16 protein-coding genes are annotated in these 15904 nt (G+C 68.5%); 8 read left to right on the top strand and 8 right to left on the bottom strand.

The window, feature by feature from the left end:
* Window positions 1-7 precede the first annotated feature (7 nt).
* Genes F0U60_RS09890 through F0U60_RS09875 form a run of 4 tightly spaced genes read right to left on the bottom strand, consistent with a single transcriptional unit; the run spans window position 8 to window position 3029 of the window.
* Window positions 8-511: a hypothetical protein gene (locus tag F0U60_RS09890; RefSeq protein WP_395817114.1), complete on the bottom strand. Its 504-nt coding sequence runs from the start codon at window positions 509-511 to the stop codon at window positions 8-10.
* An 11-nt stretch (window positions 512-522) separates the two neighbouring features.
* Complete coding sequence (locus F0U60_RS09885; RefSeq protein WP_395817112.1) at window positions 523-1677, bottom strand: prepilin-type N-terminal cleavage/methylation domain-containing protein; 1155 nt, start codon at window positions 1675-1677, stop codon at window positions 523-525.
* Window positions 1677-2234, bottom strand: coding sequence for a hypothetical protein (locus tag F0U60_RS09880; RefSeq protein WP_395817109.1), 558 nt, complete (start codon window positions 2232-2234; stop codon window positions 1677-1679). The genes F0U60_RS09885 and F0U60_RS09880 overlap by 1 nt, the downstream gene beginning before the upstream one ends.
* A gap of 12 nt (window positions 2235-2246) precedes the next feature.
* Complete coding sequence (locus F0U60_RS09875) at window positions 2247-3029, bottom strand: Tfp pilus assembly protein FimT/FimU (RefSeq protein ID WP_395817106.1); 783 nt, start codon at window positions 3027-3029, stop codon at window positions 2247-2249.
* A 267-nt stretch (window positions 3030-3296) separates the two neighbouring features.
* On the opposite strand from F0U60_RS09875, the gene prmA reads away from it, so the two are divergent.
* On the top strand, window positions 3297-4169 hold the full coding sequence (gene prmA, locus F0U60_RS09870; RefSeq protein ID WP_395817103.1) for a 50S ribosomal protein L11 methyltransferase: 873 nt from the start codon (window positions 3297-3299) through the stop codon (window positions 4167-4169).
* A gap of 95 nt (window positions 4170-4264) precedes the next feature.
* Window positions 4265-4753: a DUF962 domain-containing protein gene (locus F0U60_RS09865; RefSeq protein WP_395817099.1), complete on the top strand. Its 489-nt coding sequence runs from the start codon at window positions 4265-4267 to the stop codon at window positions 4751-4753.
* A gap of 27 nt (window positions 4754-4780) precedes the next feature.
* Here the strand turns inward: F0U60_RS09865 and F0U60_RS09860 are convergent, their stop codons facing one another.
* Entirely contained in the window at window positions 4781-6097 is a 1317-nt protein-coding gene (locus F0U60_RS09860) for an adenylate/guanylate cyclase domain-containing protein (RefSeq protein ID WP_395817096.1), read from the bottom strand.
* A gap of 300 nt (window positions 6098-6397) precedes the next feature.
* Here F0U60_RS09860 and F0U60_RS09855 point away from each other — a divergent pair, with 300 nt between their 5' ends.
* The 5 genes from F0U60_RS09855 to F0U60_RS09835 all read left to right on the top strand — a co-directional run bounded on the left by F0U60_RS09855 (window position 6398) and on the right by F0U60_RS09835 (window position 10433).
* Window positions 6398-6682: a hypothetical protein gene (locus F0U60_RS09855; RefSeq protein WP_395817094.1), complete on the top strand. Its 285-nt coding sequence runs from the start codon at window positions 6398-6400 to the stop codon at window positions 6680-6682.
* A gap of 42 nt (window positions 6683-6724) precedes the next feature.
* Window positions 6725-7966, top strand: a complete 1242-nt coding sequence (locus tag F0U60_RS09850; protein ID WP_395817091.1) for an endonuclease/exonuclease/phosphatase family protein — start codon at window positions 6725-6727, stop codon at window positions 7964-7966.
* Between the two features lie 73 nt (window positions 7967-8039).
* Window positions 8040-8774, top strand: coding sequence for a 16S rRNA (uracil(1498)-N(3))-methyltransferase (locus F0U60_RS09845; protein WP_395817089.1), 735 nt, complete (start codon window positions 8040-8042; stop codon window positions 8772-8774).
* 115 nt (window positions 8775-8889) lie between these two features.
* Window positions 8890-9156 (top strand): GlsB/YeaQ/YmgE family stress response membrane protein, encoded by a 267-nt coding sequence (locus tag F0U60_RS09840; RefSeq protein WP_395817087.1) that lies wholly within the window; start codon window positions 8890-8892, stop codon window positions 9154-9156.
* 104 nt (window positions 9157-9260) lie between these two features.
* Window positions 9261-10433, top strand: coding sequence for an RDD family protein (locus tag F0U60_RS09835; RefSeq protein WP_395817084.1), 1173 nt, complete (start codon window positions 9261-9263; stop codon window positions 10431-10433).
* On the opposite strand, the gene F0U60_RS09830 is transcribed toward F0U60_RS09835, so the two are convergent.
* The 3 genes from F0U60_RS09830 to F0U60_RS09820 all read right to left on the bottom strand — a co-directional run bounded on the left by F0U60_RS09830 (window position 10430) and on the right by F0U60_RS09820 (window position 12843).
* Complete coding sequence (locus F0U60_RS09830) at window positions 10430-10987, bottom strand: hypothetical protein (RefSeq protein ID WP_395817082.1); 558 nt, start codon at window positions 10985-10987, stop codon at window positions 10430-10432. The genes F0U60_RS09835 and F0U60_RS09830 overlap by 4 nt on opposite strands.
* Window positions 10988-11071: 84 nt before the next feature.
* The gene (locus F0U60_RS09825; protein WP_395817080.1) at window positions 11072-11695 is read right to left on the bottom strand and encodes a DUF2378 family protein; all 624 of its coding nucleotides are present in this window, start codon (window positions 11693-11695) and stop codon (window positions 11072-11074) included.
* 53 nt (window positions 11696-11748) lie between these two features.
* A complete protein-coding gene (locus F0U60_RS09820) occupies window positions 11749-12843 on the bottom strand; it encodes a 3-oxoacyl-ACP synthase III family protein (protein ID WP_395817078.1) in 1095 nt (364 codons plus the stop codon).
* A 360-nt stretch (window positions 12844-13203) separates the two neighbouring features.
* Between F0U60_RS09820 and F0U60_RS09815 the strand changes: the two genes are divergently transcribed.
* The gene (locus tag F0U60_RS09815; RefSeq protein WP_395817076.1) at window positions 13204-15882 is read left to right on the top strand and encodes a FrgA protein; all 2679 of its coding nucleotides are present in this window, start codon (window positions 13204-13206) and stop codon (window positions 15880-15882) included.
* Window positions 15883-15904 lie beyond the last annotated feature (22 nt).

Genomic DNA, 15904 nt, shown 5'->3' with positions numbered 1-15904 from the left:
AAGGCTCCTAGACACCGAACCGCACCACGAATTCCACTTCGGTCCCACGACCGTTCTCATCCATACAGTGGACCATCACTTTATACGGCGTCCCGCCGAACGTACCATCGCCGACGATATTGGACAGGTCCCTGAGGTTGCGGCGATCACCACCCGCCTTCTGCTTGACGGGGGTGATACCTTTGGCTGACACCTGAGTGATGTGGCCGCTGCGTGCACATCGGGCGTCCTCGGGGACGACGCCGCTATCGGGGCAGTTGGCAATACCCGCCGCGTTCAGGTCGACGTTCACCGCCTCGGCGCTGTAGGAGACGCCCTGGAAGCGCGAGAGCATGAATTGACGACCTGCGTCAGCGCACGCGAGCAACTCGTCACCACTGCGCTCGTTCCTGGCCGCACCCAGCTCACTGTGGGAGAAGGCCACTGCGGCGGCTGCCAACAGACTGATGACGGCCAATAGCACCACCACCAGCAACAGCACGGAACCGCGTCTGTCGGGGTGTGTTTTCATGGGAAATCCTCCTAGCCACCGGCACAATTGAAGGAATGCTCGTCGTCGGGAAGTTCGCCTTTGCAGGCGTCCGGCGACACCCCGCCCGACTCATAGTAGAGAGGCACGGGCATTTCCGTGGACAGCATGTTCCGCACCTGGATGGACATCTCTGAGACGACGCGCCGGAAGCCGTAGGGCACCGGCTTGCCGGTGCTTGGATCCACACTGAGCGCCGCCTCTGGAGTGCCATCCACCTTCCTGCCAAACGAGGGAATCTGGTTCATCGCCCCAGGCGCAGCGCCCGAATCGCGGGTGGAGCTGCGCGCGACCAATCCCACCACGACAGCGCGAATATTGCCGGGGTGGTTGTTGTCACTCCGTGGATCATTCTGCCCCATTCCGTAGATGGGCGGATCGAGGGTTGGATCCGGGATGAAGCTGGCGCCGTTCGCATTCACGAAGGTGACGCGCAACGCCTCGATGTCCTCGGCCACTGGCTCACCGAACGAGTCCTCCGGGCCATTGCCGAGCCCGTGCCGGCGGAACAGGTAGGGCCGACCAGGCGAAGCGGGATCTCCATCCTCATCGATGAGCTGGATGGAGTAGTCGTAGACGTCGATCTTGAAGAGGTAGGACGACAGCTCGCCCGTGTTGGAGAAGCAGTTGTGGACCTGGTTGAGGTTGGGGAAGGCGCCGGTCTTGTCCTGCAACTGCAACACCTTCGCCCCCTTTATGGCCTCCTCGCGGAGCCGCGCGTAGGTCCAGTCGATCGCACCCGGACACATCAGCTGGATGATCTGCCCGCGCAGCAGCTTCTCGGGCAAGCCATCGGTGAGGGTGACAGAGCTTTCCGTGACGCTATCGACGCGGGCACTGAACGCCGGGTTGCGCATCCGGAAGACGAGCCGATCCGACCTGTTCACGGCCGTGGCGGAGTCACGAGACCAGTTCGCCGGGAAGTCGAAGGCCCGGTACGGCTCGATGCCATAACCCGCCATGCGCAGGTTGCGTACCACCATCAGGTGCGTCTGCCGCAGCGACGCCTGACCACCCCGGATGCCCGCCTGCGTGTAGAAGGACTGGGTATAGCCCAGGAAGGCGGCTGACACCGCGAGCACCGTGATGAAGGTCACCGCGGAACTCACCATCAGCTCGATGAGCGAAAATCCTCGCTGGCGCCGCATCACAGCATACCTCCCACCCTGGTCCGCATTGCCTGCGTGGTCACGACACGGGGCTCGCCCGCATCCAAGTAGAGCACCTTCACCCAAATCTGCAGCATCTGCGCGTCCACACGGCGAACGATGTAGAAGCGCTCGTACCGGGTTTCGTTTTTGGACGGGTCCTTGTCCTCGTTCCTGAAGACAGGCGCCTGCATCCCACCGAACGTGGTGCCCCCGAACGTCAGCATTGTCTCGCCGTGCATGCACGCCTTGTAGGCGTTGTAGTCACCCGTGCCCGGCTTGAGCAGCTTGCCATCCTTGTCCAGTGGATCATCCGCACACAGAGCGGAGGAGGCGATGAGCCGCGGGTCATTGATGTCCCAGAGCTGGATCTGCTCGGCCAGGTCGTTGGCGAGGTCAGTGGCCTGCATGAGCCGACGGGCCTGACCGGTCGCACTGCGCGCCTGCACGAGCGCGCCGAGCAAACCGGCAAGGCCTAGAAGAAAGACGACCGCAGCAATCATCGACTCGATGGTCGTGAAACCGCGGTCCTGGCGAAGAGAGGCTCGTCTCAGCATGAAAATCACCTCTTAGCGATACGCCGAGAAGGTCCGGACGATGCCGGTGTTGGTGATGACGACGGCCTGCACACTCTCCGGACCACCACCCCCCATAGGCCGGAAGGAGATGGAGGCCGACCCATCCCCATTCAGGGGCGGGTTGCCCAGAGCATCGGTGAAGCTCACGGTGCCGTCCGGCTCGAAGAAGATGGCACCCCGATAGGGCACGGTGCCCCCACCGGTGCAGAAGGTGCACCCCTTCTCGTTGGGAACGAAGCAGAAGGGCGGCGGGAAGGTGCTGGTGCCCTCCGTGGGACCTCGGGCGAGCGCAATCTTGCCCTTGAGCTCCGCGGTGCACCCCTTGTGCGCCACCCGGCCCATGGCCTCCACGAAGCCCTTGTCGAACACCCGCACCGAGGGGTTGAAGTGCCCCGAGTCAAACAACGGGTACTCCGAGCCCGCGGGAGCGGGAGGCCCCGGCTTCAAATCGTTCAGGGTCTTCCAGTCGGGATTGGCCTTCAGTGTCGCGGTCATGTTCGACCAGGGATCCACCACCACCCAGTACTCGATGGGGTTACCAATGGCCTCAGTGCCCGCATTGAGCAGCAGCACCACGCGGTGATTGCGGCCATACGCGTGGGAACGAGCGCTGGAGATCGCCGCGGCGAACTCGAGCGCTCCGCCTGTCAGCCGTGTGCGCTGGGGCAGCACGTCCAACGCGGCGAACGAGAGCGCGGCGAGGATCGCGATGATGCCGACGACCGTCGACATCTCGACCAGGGAGAAGCCACTATTGCGGCGGGTTCGCTTCATAGGGAGTCCATCATCGGCGCCCCCCGAGCAGAGCCACTCTCCAACCTGACACGGGCGCACAAAAGAAAGAGCTGAACATCGATACGCTGCACTCTGGTACTGCTCCTGCTTGGGCCAGCTTACCGCAAATTCCGACGGAGGATCATCGCATCCTCAGAACCCACGAGGGCCGGCGGAGGAGCAAGGGTGCTCGCTCGAAAATTTCTTTCCCTGCTGCAGCCATCCCGGCATCTTCCAGAGAGCAACGCGAAACGCGAGAAGGGCGACATGACGGGGACGTATCAGACACTCACAGTGGATCTGCCAGAGGCGGAATCCGAAGCCGCCCAGGACCTGCTGCATGAGGCGGGAGCCATGGGACTGGAAGTGCGAGACCGGGAAACGCCCACCATGCCGGGAGTGCGGGCTCCCCCTCCGGGCGAGGCCATCCTCGTCGCCTACTTCGAGGATGCGGAGACGGCCGAGCAGGCCCGCGAGATGCTGGCCGAGGCCCACCCTTCGGCGCGGCTGCAGGTGGCCGAGGAGCAACAGCAGGACTGGAGCAATGCCTGGAAGGCCCACATCAAGTCGGTGCAGGTCGGTCGGCTGTGGGTGGGTCCTCCCTGGGAAGCGCAGAACGCGCCGGCGGACAAGGTGCGCCTCGTCATCGAGCCGAAGATGGCTTTCGGCACAGGTGACCACCCGACCACCTCCCTGTGTCTGGGTGCGGTGGACGAATACATGAGCACCCATCCGGGTGCGAGCGTGCTGGATGTAGGCACGGGTACGGGCGTGCTGGCCATCGCCGCGAAGAAGCTGGGCGCCGGCCGGGTGGTGGGCACGGACAACGATCCGGTGTCGGTGGAGCTGGCGAGGGAGAACGCCCAGGACAACGGCACTCCGGACGTGGAGCTGTCCGGCAAGGAACTGACGGCGGTGGAGGGGACGTTTGATCTGGTGGTGGCCAACATCCTGGCCAACACGCTCATCGAGCTGGCGCCGCTCATCGCGCCCAAGGTGAAGGACAAGCTGCTGATGGCGGGCGTCCTCGCGCACCAGAAGGCGGAGGTGGAGGCCGCCTACGTGAACCTCGGCCTGGTGCCAGAGCCGGGCGCACAGCAGGGCGAGTGGGTGCGGCTGGACTTCCATCGCGCCAGGTAACGCGCCGCGGCAGTCCACCAGGATGCGTTCGGTAGTCACCCGTTGTGCACCCTGGGTTGACTACCGTTCACTCCCGGGAGGGGTAGAGTCACCGCATGCTCAAGCCCCATACCCAGGCCCTGTTCGACGAGTACATCTCTTCCCACCAACACCCCACCAACCGCCTTACCCATAAGATCGCCATCCCGCTCATCGTCCTGCACATCGTCGCGATGCTGGACTGGGTGCGGCTGGCGTCCGTGCCCTGGCTGCCCGGAGGCTCGCTCACGCTGGCCTTCGTGTCCTGGTTCCTCGCCTCCATCTGGTACCTACGCGCCGACGCGAAGCTGGGACTCATCGTCTCCGTGGCCATGGCCCTCTGCATCCCCCTGGGCCGGCTCCTCCCCGTCTGGACCGTCGTCGGCATCGCCATCTTCGGCTGGCTCGTCCAGCTCGCCGGCCACGCCGTCTGGGAGAAGAAGTCCCCCTCCTTCTTCACCAACCTCATCCACGCCCTCGTTGGCCCCCTCTTCTTCGTCGCCCTCCTCACGGGTGACTACAAGCTCGGCCCCCAGGCCCAGGGCGCCCCCGAGGTCGCCAGGTAGGTGTCCGGAGAAAGAGGAGTGGGAGGCTCAGAGAGAGCTGACGAGCCGCGCCGGGCGCGGGTGGGGCGCGGCCTCCTGCTCCGCCGACGCGCGGCCCTTCAGTGAGTACACCACCACCGCCTCCCGGCGCCCCTTCACCCGCTCCTCGGAGATGCGCTCGCCCTGGAACCGGCCCCCGCCCGCCTTCCAGGTGCTCTCGCTCACCAGGATGTCCACCCCCAGCACCTTCGTCAGTCCCTCCACCCGCGAGGCCAGGTTCACCGCGTCACCGATGACGGTGTACTCGTGCTGCTCCGCCCCGCCCAGCATTCCCGCCGCCACCACCCCCGTGTGCAGCCCGACGCCAATGCGCAGGGGCGGCTCCCCTCGCTGCTCCCGCCACGCGTTGAGCTCCTCCAGCTTCTTGCGCATGTCGAGCGCCGCCTGCATCGCGTGCACCGCGTGATTCGCATCCCCGTCCGGCACGCCCCAGCACGCCAGCATCCCGTCACCCAGGAACTTGTTCACGATGCCCCCATGCCCCATGACGATCTGCCCCATGTGCCCGAAGTAGTCGTCCAGCAGCTCCAGCACCGCTCGGGGCGGCAGTGACTCGCTCAGCGAGGTGAAGTCCCGGATGTCGCTGAAGAGGATGGTCACCTCGCGCTGCACCGGCGCCAGCGCCTCGTCCCCGTGATGCAGCACCCGCTCCACCACCTGCCGCGGCAGGAAGCGCGAGAGGTTGTCGCGCCGCCGCAGTCCCAGGAACATGCTGCTCACCGCCGTGTTCGCCCACCCGATGAGCAGCCCGAGCGTGATGTAGCAGCCGAGCACGAAGCTCACCTGCGCGAAGGAGAACCCGCCTATCCACCAGTTCTCCAGCACGTACGTCGCCGAGGCCATCACTGTGGACATCAACACGTGCAGCCAGCTGTAGCGCGCCACCGAGAAGGCAATCACCACCGCGCAGCCCGCCGCCAGCATCTGCGGCCGGAACTCCCCCGTCACGGAGACGACCCTCCACGCCAGGAAGCCGAAGAAGCCACAGTCCATCACCGTGACGGCCACCGGTCTCCACATCGCCTGACGTCGGTTGGGCTTCTGGGTGTAGAGGCTCAGCGTGATGACGATGGCGAGGCCCGTGTAGAGCAACGAGCCCACCAGCCGGAGTGGATCCTTCGGCAGCAGCTCGCCCGACATCCGCGCGATGACGCCCTGGCTCAGCATGACCAGGACCACCAGCGCCAGTCGCACCAGCGACACCACGCGCTCCCCGCGCTGCGCGCTCTCCGCCAACACCTGCTCCTGGTTCGCCCGGGCTACCTCAAATCGGGCCACCGTGCTGTCACTCGGACGACGCGCCACGACGGGCTCCCTCCCCACTCACGAGACCCGCAGCCGCCCCACCCTGCCCCCACAGCGGAGCCTGGAGGTGCCTGGAGGCCGAGACGCGATGCTCGGACCCGGCGAGGCCGGAGCGGGTCAACTCAAGGAGAAAAGAGGCCATGTCGCGCTGCGCATAGCAGGTGTGCCGCCTCTTTGCCTCGCTCCCGATGGCTCGCCCACCCGCCTCCCCTCCCCCGTGGGAGGCTGGCCGGGTTGGCGAGGGACTCCTGCCGCCCGAGATTGACGGATGTCGAACATCCACCAGGTCAGGAGCCCACCATGGCAGGCAAGTTCAGCAAGACCACGACACCCGGCACGGGCTACACGGATGCCGTCACCCAGTCGCGCGGCCGCACCGACACGTCCGGACGGGGCGTCCCCGACGAGCGGCGCACCTTCTCCGAGCAGCGCGAGGGCCTGTTCCCCGGAAACGCGGACGATGACACCGTCACGGGCCGCAAGGCTGGCTACGGGGCCGACCCCACGAACTCGCCCGAAGGCTCTTCATCCGAGGCGGCGAGCAGCTCACCAGACGCCGGGACAGGGAGCGACGAGGCACCTTGAACTCGCGTGCAGGATGAGTGATGCACAGACAGTAGAGGACTCATGCCAGGACAGGCCCTCTCTCGACTTTTGGATCGCCTCCCCTTTGGGAGGAGTGTCATCGATGGTGTCCCCGCCGCACCGCCCCAGCACCTGCCGCACCGCGAGCCCACCCATGTCTTCCAGGGCTTCGAGTCGCTGCCGGAGGCGGATGGTCCGCGCCGGCTCGGGACGGGCATCACGCTGCTGGTGCATCACCCCCAGCCCCGCCCGCCCCGCGACCACCTGCTCCGCGTGATGACGTACAACATCCTCCTGGGCGGAGAACGCCGAGAGCTGCTCGAGCGCTACTTCGCCACGTTGGAGGAGACCGGCCGGATGCCGGATGTCATCGCGCTCCAGGAGGCGAGCCAGCCCACCGCCGTGGAGCTCGCGCGCGACTACGGCTTCCACCTCACCTACCAGGGCCGGGACATCCGAGGCCCCGTGGTGAATGGCAAGGCCATCCTCAGCCGACACCCCATCCTCGAGGCCGCGCACTTCACCTATGACTTCCCCGAGGACGCGCGCGCGGCGGCCATCGCCCGCCAGGGGTTCGTCGGCGAGCTGGACGAGGACCGGGGCGCGCTCTTCGCGCTCATCGACGTGTACGGCCACCCAGTGGCCCTCTACAACGTGCACCACACGCTGGGCGACAGCGGCATCAACGCCGGCCAGCTCTGGCAGCTCCAGTCGCTCGTGCACGCGCGCGACGGCGTGCCCTCCATCGCCCTGGGCGACTTCAACGCCAACATCAACGTCAAGCACCACTACTCGCTGCTGCCCAACCCCCTGCGCAAACACGAGCCCACGGAGACCGTGAAGGACTACGAGAACCGCTATGGCGACGTGCACCCCAGCGTGGGTGACTGGGGCGTGGGCAACATCGGCGATGTGCGCGTCCGCCGCGCCCTCCATGCCCTCGAGCACGAGCTGCCAGACCCGCTCCGCCGTGCCCGCGAGCTGCGCGTGCGCATGCCGGATGGCTCCCTTCTACGGCCGGACGAGGCCCGCGAGATGCTCGTCGCCGGCAAGTGTCCGAAGAACTCGGAGCAGTGGCTGCGCCTCCAGGATGTGGCGGACATGTCCACCCTCAACTCGCTGCCCGATGGACACGGCGTCGTGCCCGCCACCGGCAAGCGCTTCGACACCTTCTTCGCCTCCCACCAGCTCGAGCCGCTGCTGCTGGAGGTGGACCACTCCACCGAGGCGTCTGACCACCTGCCCTCCTTCGCCGACTTCCGGCTGCGCGACGCGCGGCACTGAGTCGGCCCTGGTGGGGACGGCGGCTTCCTGCTGAAGTCGTCCCTCCCCACCACCCCTGGAGGCCATCCCACCCGTGGTCCGACTCTTCGTCCCCATCCCCGAGCCCGCTCCCCCCGAGGTGACGCTCTCGGGGGACAGGCGCCACTACCTCCTCCATGTCCTGCGGCTCGCCGAGGGCTCCTCGCTCGAGGTCTTCGATGGCTCTGGTCGGGCCTTCGACGCACGCGTGGCCTCGGTGGATGCGGACTCGGTGCGCCTGGTGCTCGGCCCAGCCCGGCACGCCCCTCCCACTCGAGAGGTCCACATCCTCCAGGGACTCCCCAAGGGCGACAAGCTGGAGCTCGTCCTACAAAAGGGCACCGAGCTGGGCGCCACCGCCTTCCACCCCGTGGCCGCCGCGCGCAGCGTGGTGAAGCTCGAGCCCAAACGCGCCGAGGAGCGCACCTCCCGGTGGACGAAGATTGTCGAGGAGGCCGCTCGCCAGTGCCGGCGCAACGACGTGCCCCTCGTCCATCCCCCCCGCCCTCTCGTGGAAGCCGCGCGGACGCTCGCTCCGGGTACCACGCTGCTCGTGCTCGACGAGGAGGAGTCCGCCGTGCCGCTAGGCGAGGCCTTCCGCGCCTGCGCTCCCGGTGCTCCCGTCGCCCTGGTGGTGGGCCCCGAGGGCGGACTGGACCGAGAGGAGGTCTCCGCGCTCCGAGCCCTCGGAGGACGACCCGTCACCCTCGGCCGCCGCATTCTCCGCACCGAGACGGCCGCGCTCGCCGCACTCGCCGTCATGGCCCACCTGGACGGAGAGCTCGGTTAGATACCGGGAGGACAGGCCCCTGTCTCCTGGCGGCTGCCTCCCCCCTGCCGCCATTCCTATGTTTGCCGCGCAACGGCACCTTCATTTCGAAGTGCCAGAAGAGGGAGCGGCACACATGGCCATCTACGCCTACGCGCTCATCGGGCTCATCGTGGGCATCCTCGCGCGAGTCGTCCTGCCATCGACGCGGCTGGTGGGGCTGTGGGGTAGCGCGCTGCTCGGCGCAGTGGGAGGCATCATCGGCGGCCTCATCAGCTCCGCCATCGCCCCGGTCAGCGCGACGTCCGCCGTTCATCCCCTCGGCATCGTGCTGGCCGTCGCCATCTCGGCCCTCGTGTCGGTCGGGTTGATCGTCGTCACCCGCAGCAAACGTTTTGCCTAACACGGTGACCAGGCGGGGAAGCCCTGGCTTCCGGCGGTTTTCTTGCTCCCGGCCCGGAGACGGCGTTTCATGCTGCTACAGCCTTCTCCAGCCTGGAGGAACCGTTGTCCAAGTGCCTGAAGTGCGGAGCTTCGCTGCCGCCCGTAGGGGATTGCCCCACCTGCGCCGCCGCGTCCCAGCTCGCGGACCGGGCCGTCCCGAGTTTGCTGGACAAGGAGATTCAGATTGACCGCCGCCGTCCGGATCGTGACGCGCCGGCAATGGCTCCTGTTCCGCCTCCCGTGGCTCCGGCCACGCCTCCTGGAATGACGGCTCGCGCACCGGTGCCTCCTGGAATGACGCCAGCGGGACAGGCCCCCCGTCCGCAGCAGGCTCCGGGTCTGCCTGTCATGCCTCCGCGAGCCCAGGCTCCCGCTGCCCAGATGGCACCGAAGGCCCCCGCGGCTCCCGCGCCGCGGCCCGTCGCCGCTCCGAGCGCACCGATGGCCCCACCGGCGCACGCCCAGGCCGCCGCGCCCCGCGCTCCGACGCCGCCTCCGCAAGCGCCCTCCTCCGTCCAGCTGCCCGGCGTTGCGGCCCCGGCTCCCCGCGCGAACACTCCGGCCTTTGGCGTTTCCAACGCCTCCGCTCCGGCTCCCGCGCTGAAGCAGGCATCCCCCGAAGAGGAGTCCTTCTCGGTCGATGTCGACGACTCCGAGGCCGAGACCCTGCCCGCGACGCCCATGCCCACCCCTCGGCGCCCCCCTCCGCCTGCCCTCGCTCCCGCGAGCGCTACCGCGAAGGCTCCTGCCGAGTCCGGCGTGACGGAAGTCCATGCGCGCCCGGCCTCGCTCTGGCGCCGGCTGCTGGCCTTCACCATCGACACGGGCGCCATGGCCGGAGTGGCCGCGCTCTATCTCCTGCTCGCCTCCACCGTGGCCGGCGTGCACGCGCCCCAGACGGGCCTGTCCGGACTCGACGCCTTCGTCATCCAGGTCCGCGCGCTTCAGTCCGTGCTGATCCCCGGCGCTGTCCTCCTGATGGTGCTGTCGCTCGTCTATTGTGCCGTGGCCGCCTTCCTCTGGAATGGCCGCACGCTGGGCCGACGGCTGCTCGGCTTGAGGCTCGTGGACACCCACGGCCTTGCCCCGGCTCCCGGTCGAGCCATCGCTCGCGCCGTGCTGGCCAGCCTGTCCTTCGGCCTCTTCCTCGCCGGCTTCTGGATGGCCCTCTTCGACCGGCGCGGCCAGACGCTCCACGACAAGCTCACGTCCACCTACGTCGTCCAGCCGAGCTAGTCCTCCTCCTTCATGCCTGGGGAGTGAGGATCGGGCTCGAAGACGCGCAGCGTCCAGAAGGAGCCTGTGTTGTAGCCAGGCAGGCTCCGGGGGTTGAAGACACTCGCGCTCGTCACAAAGCCCCCCACGTAGCTCGCGGGGAACTGCGTCAGCCTCAGCGCGCAACTGGTGAACACCACGCCGGGACGAGGCACCGCGTTGCTCACCATGGTGCACTTGCCTAGCGCCGTGAAGTGACCCTCGGGCAGCTCGAAGCGCACGTAGAAGTCCGCCGTCGAGCCCTCAGCGAAGGTCCAGTCCGTGATGCGCGCGCACGCCAGAGCGACTCCCTCCTGCCGCTCACGGCCCGTGCCTGTCCTCCCGCCTCCGCCTCGGGCTTCTCGCATGAAGATGATCGCGGGCAGCCGCACGTTCACCTCGAAGGGCGCGGCCTGGCAGCCACTCGGATCCGCCGCGCTGGCGTCCTCCTTGGTCCGAAACTGATACACCCGCTCCCCAGCCATCGCGGTAGCGGACAGACCCAACACGAGCACAGCCGGCAGCATCCGAGCCATAGGGCATCTCTTCAGAGGGGGGGTGGAGGAGGACAACGGGGGCGGCAGCGTGCTTCGGGCACGAGAGGCAGTCGGATCGGTCGACTACTCCCAGGAGAACTCGTACGCGCTGTCCAGCGGTCCGGTGGAGTAGCCCCGAACCCTGGGGGCGCGAGCCCCCGCCGTGAGCAACACCCCTCGCAGGATGCCCTCATGGTAGGCGTACGGCATGAAGTCGTGCTTGATCACGAAATAGCCGCTCTTCTCGTAGTGGGGGCACGTCATGGTCCTCTCCCCGTAGCTCACCGCTGCGCTGTAGCCGGAGGGGACCTGCTTGAGGATGCGCTTCACGTCGTTGCCCGCCAGCAGCAGCAGCGTCCTGCCCGCCGTGGAGGACAAAAAGTCCTTCGCGGACTGCTCGCCAATCCGGTGCAGCGTCACCTCGCAGCCGCCAAACAGGGGGCCCACCTCCCTCACCGCGGTCAGACACAGCTGCAAGAAGGTGGACACCGGGTAGCTGAAGAAGTCGATGTGCTGGCTCTCTCCAGTCGCGGCGCGACACCGCTGGGCCACACCCTCCCCCGCCAGCTTGCGCACCACCTCCAGCACGCCGTTGAAGAACATCCCGCGCGCCGTATCGCGGGGAGCCGCAAGTGCCAGGTTCCGCTCGATGTGGGCTTCCGAGTTGAGGTCCGACTCATACACAGCGGCCACGCTCTGCTGCCTCATGGAGACACCTCTCCTGTCTGACTTGGGGGAAGGGAAAGAAACCGGGCCCGCGCCTACAACCGGATCAGCTGCGCCCCGAAATGGACGTTCGCGCCCACCGCGGCCAACAACACCAGGTCACCGCTGCCCAGACGCACCCGGCCTGCTGCCAAATCCTCGGCCAGCAGAATCAGCTTCCCGGCCGCGGAGGTGTTGCCGTAGCGGTCCACGTTGAGGGCGACGCGCTCCTGGGGCAAACCCGCCGCTCGAATGAAGTGCTGCACCAGCCGCTTGTTGGGCTGGTGGAAGTAGTAGCGCTTCACCTCCGAGCGCAGCTCAGGCCGGTCAACCAGCACCGCCTCGAGGCACTGGCTCATATAGAAGGAGTAGCCCTTCGCCACCCGCGGCCCGTCCACCACGAAGGCCATGTCCGCCGGCCGCGCCCGTCCCTGGTACGGCAGCCGCAGCATCCCCCCGCCCCGACGAATCACCAGCTCCCCGTGGGCGTTGCCGGACATGGTCGCGAGGATGCCCTCTCCCTCCTTGCCGTCCGCGCGCAGCACCACCGCGCCCGCTCCATCCCCGAACACGTAGACGGAGAGATAGGCGTTGAGCGGCTTGCGCCCTGGGGCCGGAACAACCTCGGCGGAGTAGACATCCGGGTTCAGCTGCGGCGAGAGCAACGAGGACGCCACCACAGCCACCGTCTTGAAACGGCCGCCCTGCATCATCTTGTACGCCATGTCGAGGATGTAGGGCGTGCCGCCGCAGCCATCGTCGATGACCAGCGCGAAGGTGTCGGCGCGGCAGCCCAACCGCTGGTGCAGCGCCATGGCGTCGTGGTTGAAGTTCAGCTCGTCCGGCGAGCAGGTGACGACGAAGAGCGCATCCAGCTCCCGGGCCTCCACGCCCGCCTGCTCCAGCGCCCGACGCAGGGCGACCTCGCACATGTCGGTGTTCGAGGCCGGGTAGATGGGAAGATCTCTCTCGGGCGGAGGGATGGCCTGTCCCCGCACGTCGATGTCCCAGAGGTAGCGCCGCTCCCGAATGCCCGTCTTCTCGAGAATGCGGTCAGCGGACCAGCCCGGGAAGGCCGCGGCGAGTCGCTCGTTGCTGATAGCCCGGGAAGGAACAAAAGCGCCAGCGCCTGCAACGCGAACAGAGTTCATGTCCGCCCCTTGCTTGATTGCGGGTCTGTTCCTTGCATGGCGACCGACAAGCGGGACCCCATGCGACCCCCCACACCCCGGAGCCAACCCCTACTTCAGGGCAAGCCAGGGAAAGACACGCGACCATTGTTGGACCATGAGAGGGCAAGAATAAAGGAGGGCTGCGCGAAAAGCCCCGGGAGCTCTCCGCTGGTGAACAAAGCTCCGAGCAACCGACCTGGCCTCCAGTCCAACAGCACCGCCAGCAATCGGCCACTCAAACGCTCCATCCCCTCCTCTAGAGGAGGAACGGCAAGTCCCCTCAAGCCTTGAAGGATTCATTGTGCCCGCCGTCTGGGGCCGTAAGATGCCGCGTCCCCCATGCCTGCCCATCTTGCCCACACCCTGATCGCGCATGGCCTCCTCCCCCAAGACAAGGCCGAGGAAGCCTTACGTCATCAGGCGACGCAGGGTGGCGCCATCGACACCGCGCTGCTCGAGCGCCGGCTCCTGCCTGAATCCCAGGTCCTCCACGCGCTCGGAGAGGCCTCCGCGCTGCGCCCGGTCAACCTCGCCGACTTCGAGCCCAACGCGGACGTCGCGTCCTTCATCCCTCCGAAGATCGCCGACCGCCTGTGCGTGGTGCCGCTGTCGCTCGACGGCAACACCCTTCATGTGGCCTGCGGCTACCCGGTGCCGATGAAGGAGCTGGAAGAGGTGGGCTTCCTGCTCGGCAAGCCGCTCGAGCTGTGGGTGGCCACCGAGGTCCGCGTCCGTGAGTGGATCTCCGTCATCTACCGACAGCCGCTCGCGCCGCGCTACACCGCGCTCCTCGCCGCACTCGACCCCGAGCGGCCCCAGCCCGTCCCTGCCGCGCAGCCCGCGCCCGCCCCGGCTCCGAAGCCCGCCGCCGCCGCACCCGCCCCGGCTCCCGCGCCGAAGCCCGCGGTGGATGAAGCGGCGGCCCTCACCCTGGAGATGGTGGAGCGACTGGCGCGCTCCGTGGCCGCCGAGCCCATCCCGATTGAGAGGACGACGCCCGCCGCGCCGCCCGCGCAGCCTCAGCCTCAGCCTCAGCAGCAGGCTCAGCGGGCCCCGACAGCACCTCCGGCCGCGGCCACCAGCGCCGCACCCGCCCAGCCTCCGCGTCCTGCGGGCCCCACGGCTCCCGCGCCACAGCCTTCAGCCCCCATCCGCGAGCCGCTGCGCCTGAACATGCCCGAGCCCGCGCGCCCCGCGGCTCCGGCTCAGCAGGCCCACGCGCAGCCCGCGCCCGTCGCGCGCCCCGCGGCTCCGCCCCAGGTCCAGCAGCCCGCTCCCGTCGCGCGCCCCGCGCAGCCCACCGCTCCGGCCATCACGCGTCCCCCGGTACAACCCCAGGCGCAGGCCACCGCGGTCCAGGCTCCCGTGCCACAGCCCGTCGCCATGGGTGGGCCGCAAGCGCGCCCGCAGCTCGAGCCTCGCGCTCCAGCGGCCGCCGCGCCGCAGTCCGCTCGCGACGAGGTGCCCGAATGGACGCTCGCACAGGCACGCGCCGCCCTCAAGGAGTCCACGAGGGATCGCGATCGCCTCATCGACACCGCCCTGCGTTTCGGACGCCGCACCTTCGATTACGTGGCCGCCTTCGCCGTGCTGCGCGGCGCGGCCGTGGGCTGGGACGCGCGGGGCGACGGCCTGGGCAGTGACACGCTCTCGCAGGTGTCCATCCCGCTCGACGCCTCCAGCGTCTTCCGCACCGTGGCCATCACCCGCGGCAGCTACGCGGGGCCCATGCCGCCTGACAGCCTGACGAAGCACTACCTGGAGCTGTTCGGTCGGCAGCCGCCTCGCACCCTCTTCCTCTACCCGGTGGAGGTGCGCGGCCGGCTCGTGGCCGTCATCTATGGAGACTGCGGCCAGAAGCCCATCAGCCAGCGCCGCCTCTCCGACTTCATCCTGTTCTGCCAGGACATGCCTGGCGCCTTCCAGGAGCTCATCCTCTTCCGCAAGCAGCGCCTGGGCGAGCTGCGCAACGTCCTGGACTTCGACGTGGACGTGGACGAGCCCGCCGCCAACACCGGCACGGCGCCGAGCGCTCCGGCCCCCGCCAACATGGCCGCGGGTCTGGGGTGGAGCCCCTTCGTCACCCGCTCCGCCAACGCGCTGGGCCGCGCCGCCGCCATGGCCCCGCTGGTCATGTCCCAGGAGGAGCGCCCGCCTCCGGACTTCGGCCCCCTCCTCAAGCGCCTCACCGGCCCGGACGCCAACCAGCGCTCGAGCGCCATGGCCGAGTTGGCGCGCTCGCCCGAGGCCAGCGCCCGGGTGCTCGCCACCCACTTCCCCGGCCCCACCGCGTGGAGCCGTCTGCCCGTGGTGGAACTGCCCGAGGCCGATGAGCTGGGCCCCATCCCCGGAGCCCTCTCGCGGCTCGGTCGGCCCGCGGCCCAGGCCCTGGCGCCCCTGCTGGACTCAAGCGATCCGGACACGCGCTACTTCGCGCTCCTCACCGCTGGCAGCCTCCCCTACGTGGAGCTGGTGGACGGCGTGCTGCGCGGCCTCTTCGACTACGAGCCGGACATCTCCAGCGCCGCGCGCGTGGCCGCTGCGGCCCTCAAGCACCTGCCCCGCCTGGACGCGGCCCGGAAGGACCTGCGTCAGGAGCTCACCAGCCGGGACGCACTGCGCCGCTCGCTGGCTGCCCGTGCGCTGGGGACGTTGCACGACCGCGACGCCATCGAGGGCCTCATCCTCCTCACCGGCGGCGACGACGCCATGTGCGCCCAGGCCGCCGCCGAGGCGCTGCGCGAGGTGACGCGCGCCACGTTCGGCCTGGACACGCGCGCGTGGTCGGTCTGGTGGGCGGAGAACCGGCAGCGCCGCCGCGCGGACTGGCTTGTGTCCGCGCTGCGCCACCCCGAGTTGGACATCCGCCTGGCCGCCATCGAGGAGCTGAGCCGCTCGCTCAACGACGCGCTTGGCTACTACGCCGATGCGCCCGAGCCCGAGCGTGAAGCCGCCGTGCGCCGGTGGGAGGCCGCGGTGGCGGATCCCTCCCGGGCTCGCCGGCTGGCCCTGCTCTGATTCACGGGTGACGGGAGGGGCA

Origin of the sequence: Archangium minus (genome assembly GCF_044360475.1) — a bacterium.
Lineage (GTDB): Bacteria > Myxococcota > Myxococcia > Myxococcales > Myxococcaceae > Archangium > Archangium minus.
The sequence above is the reverse complement of the archived record's forward strand: the minus strand, read 5'-3'. Positions and strand labels throughout refer to the sequence as shown.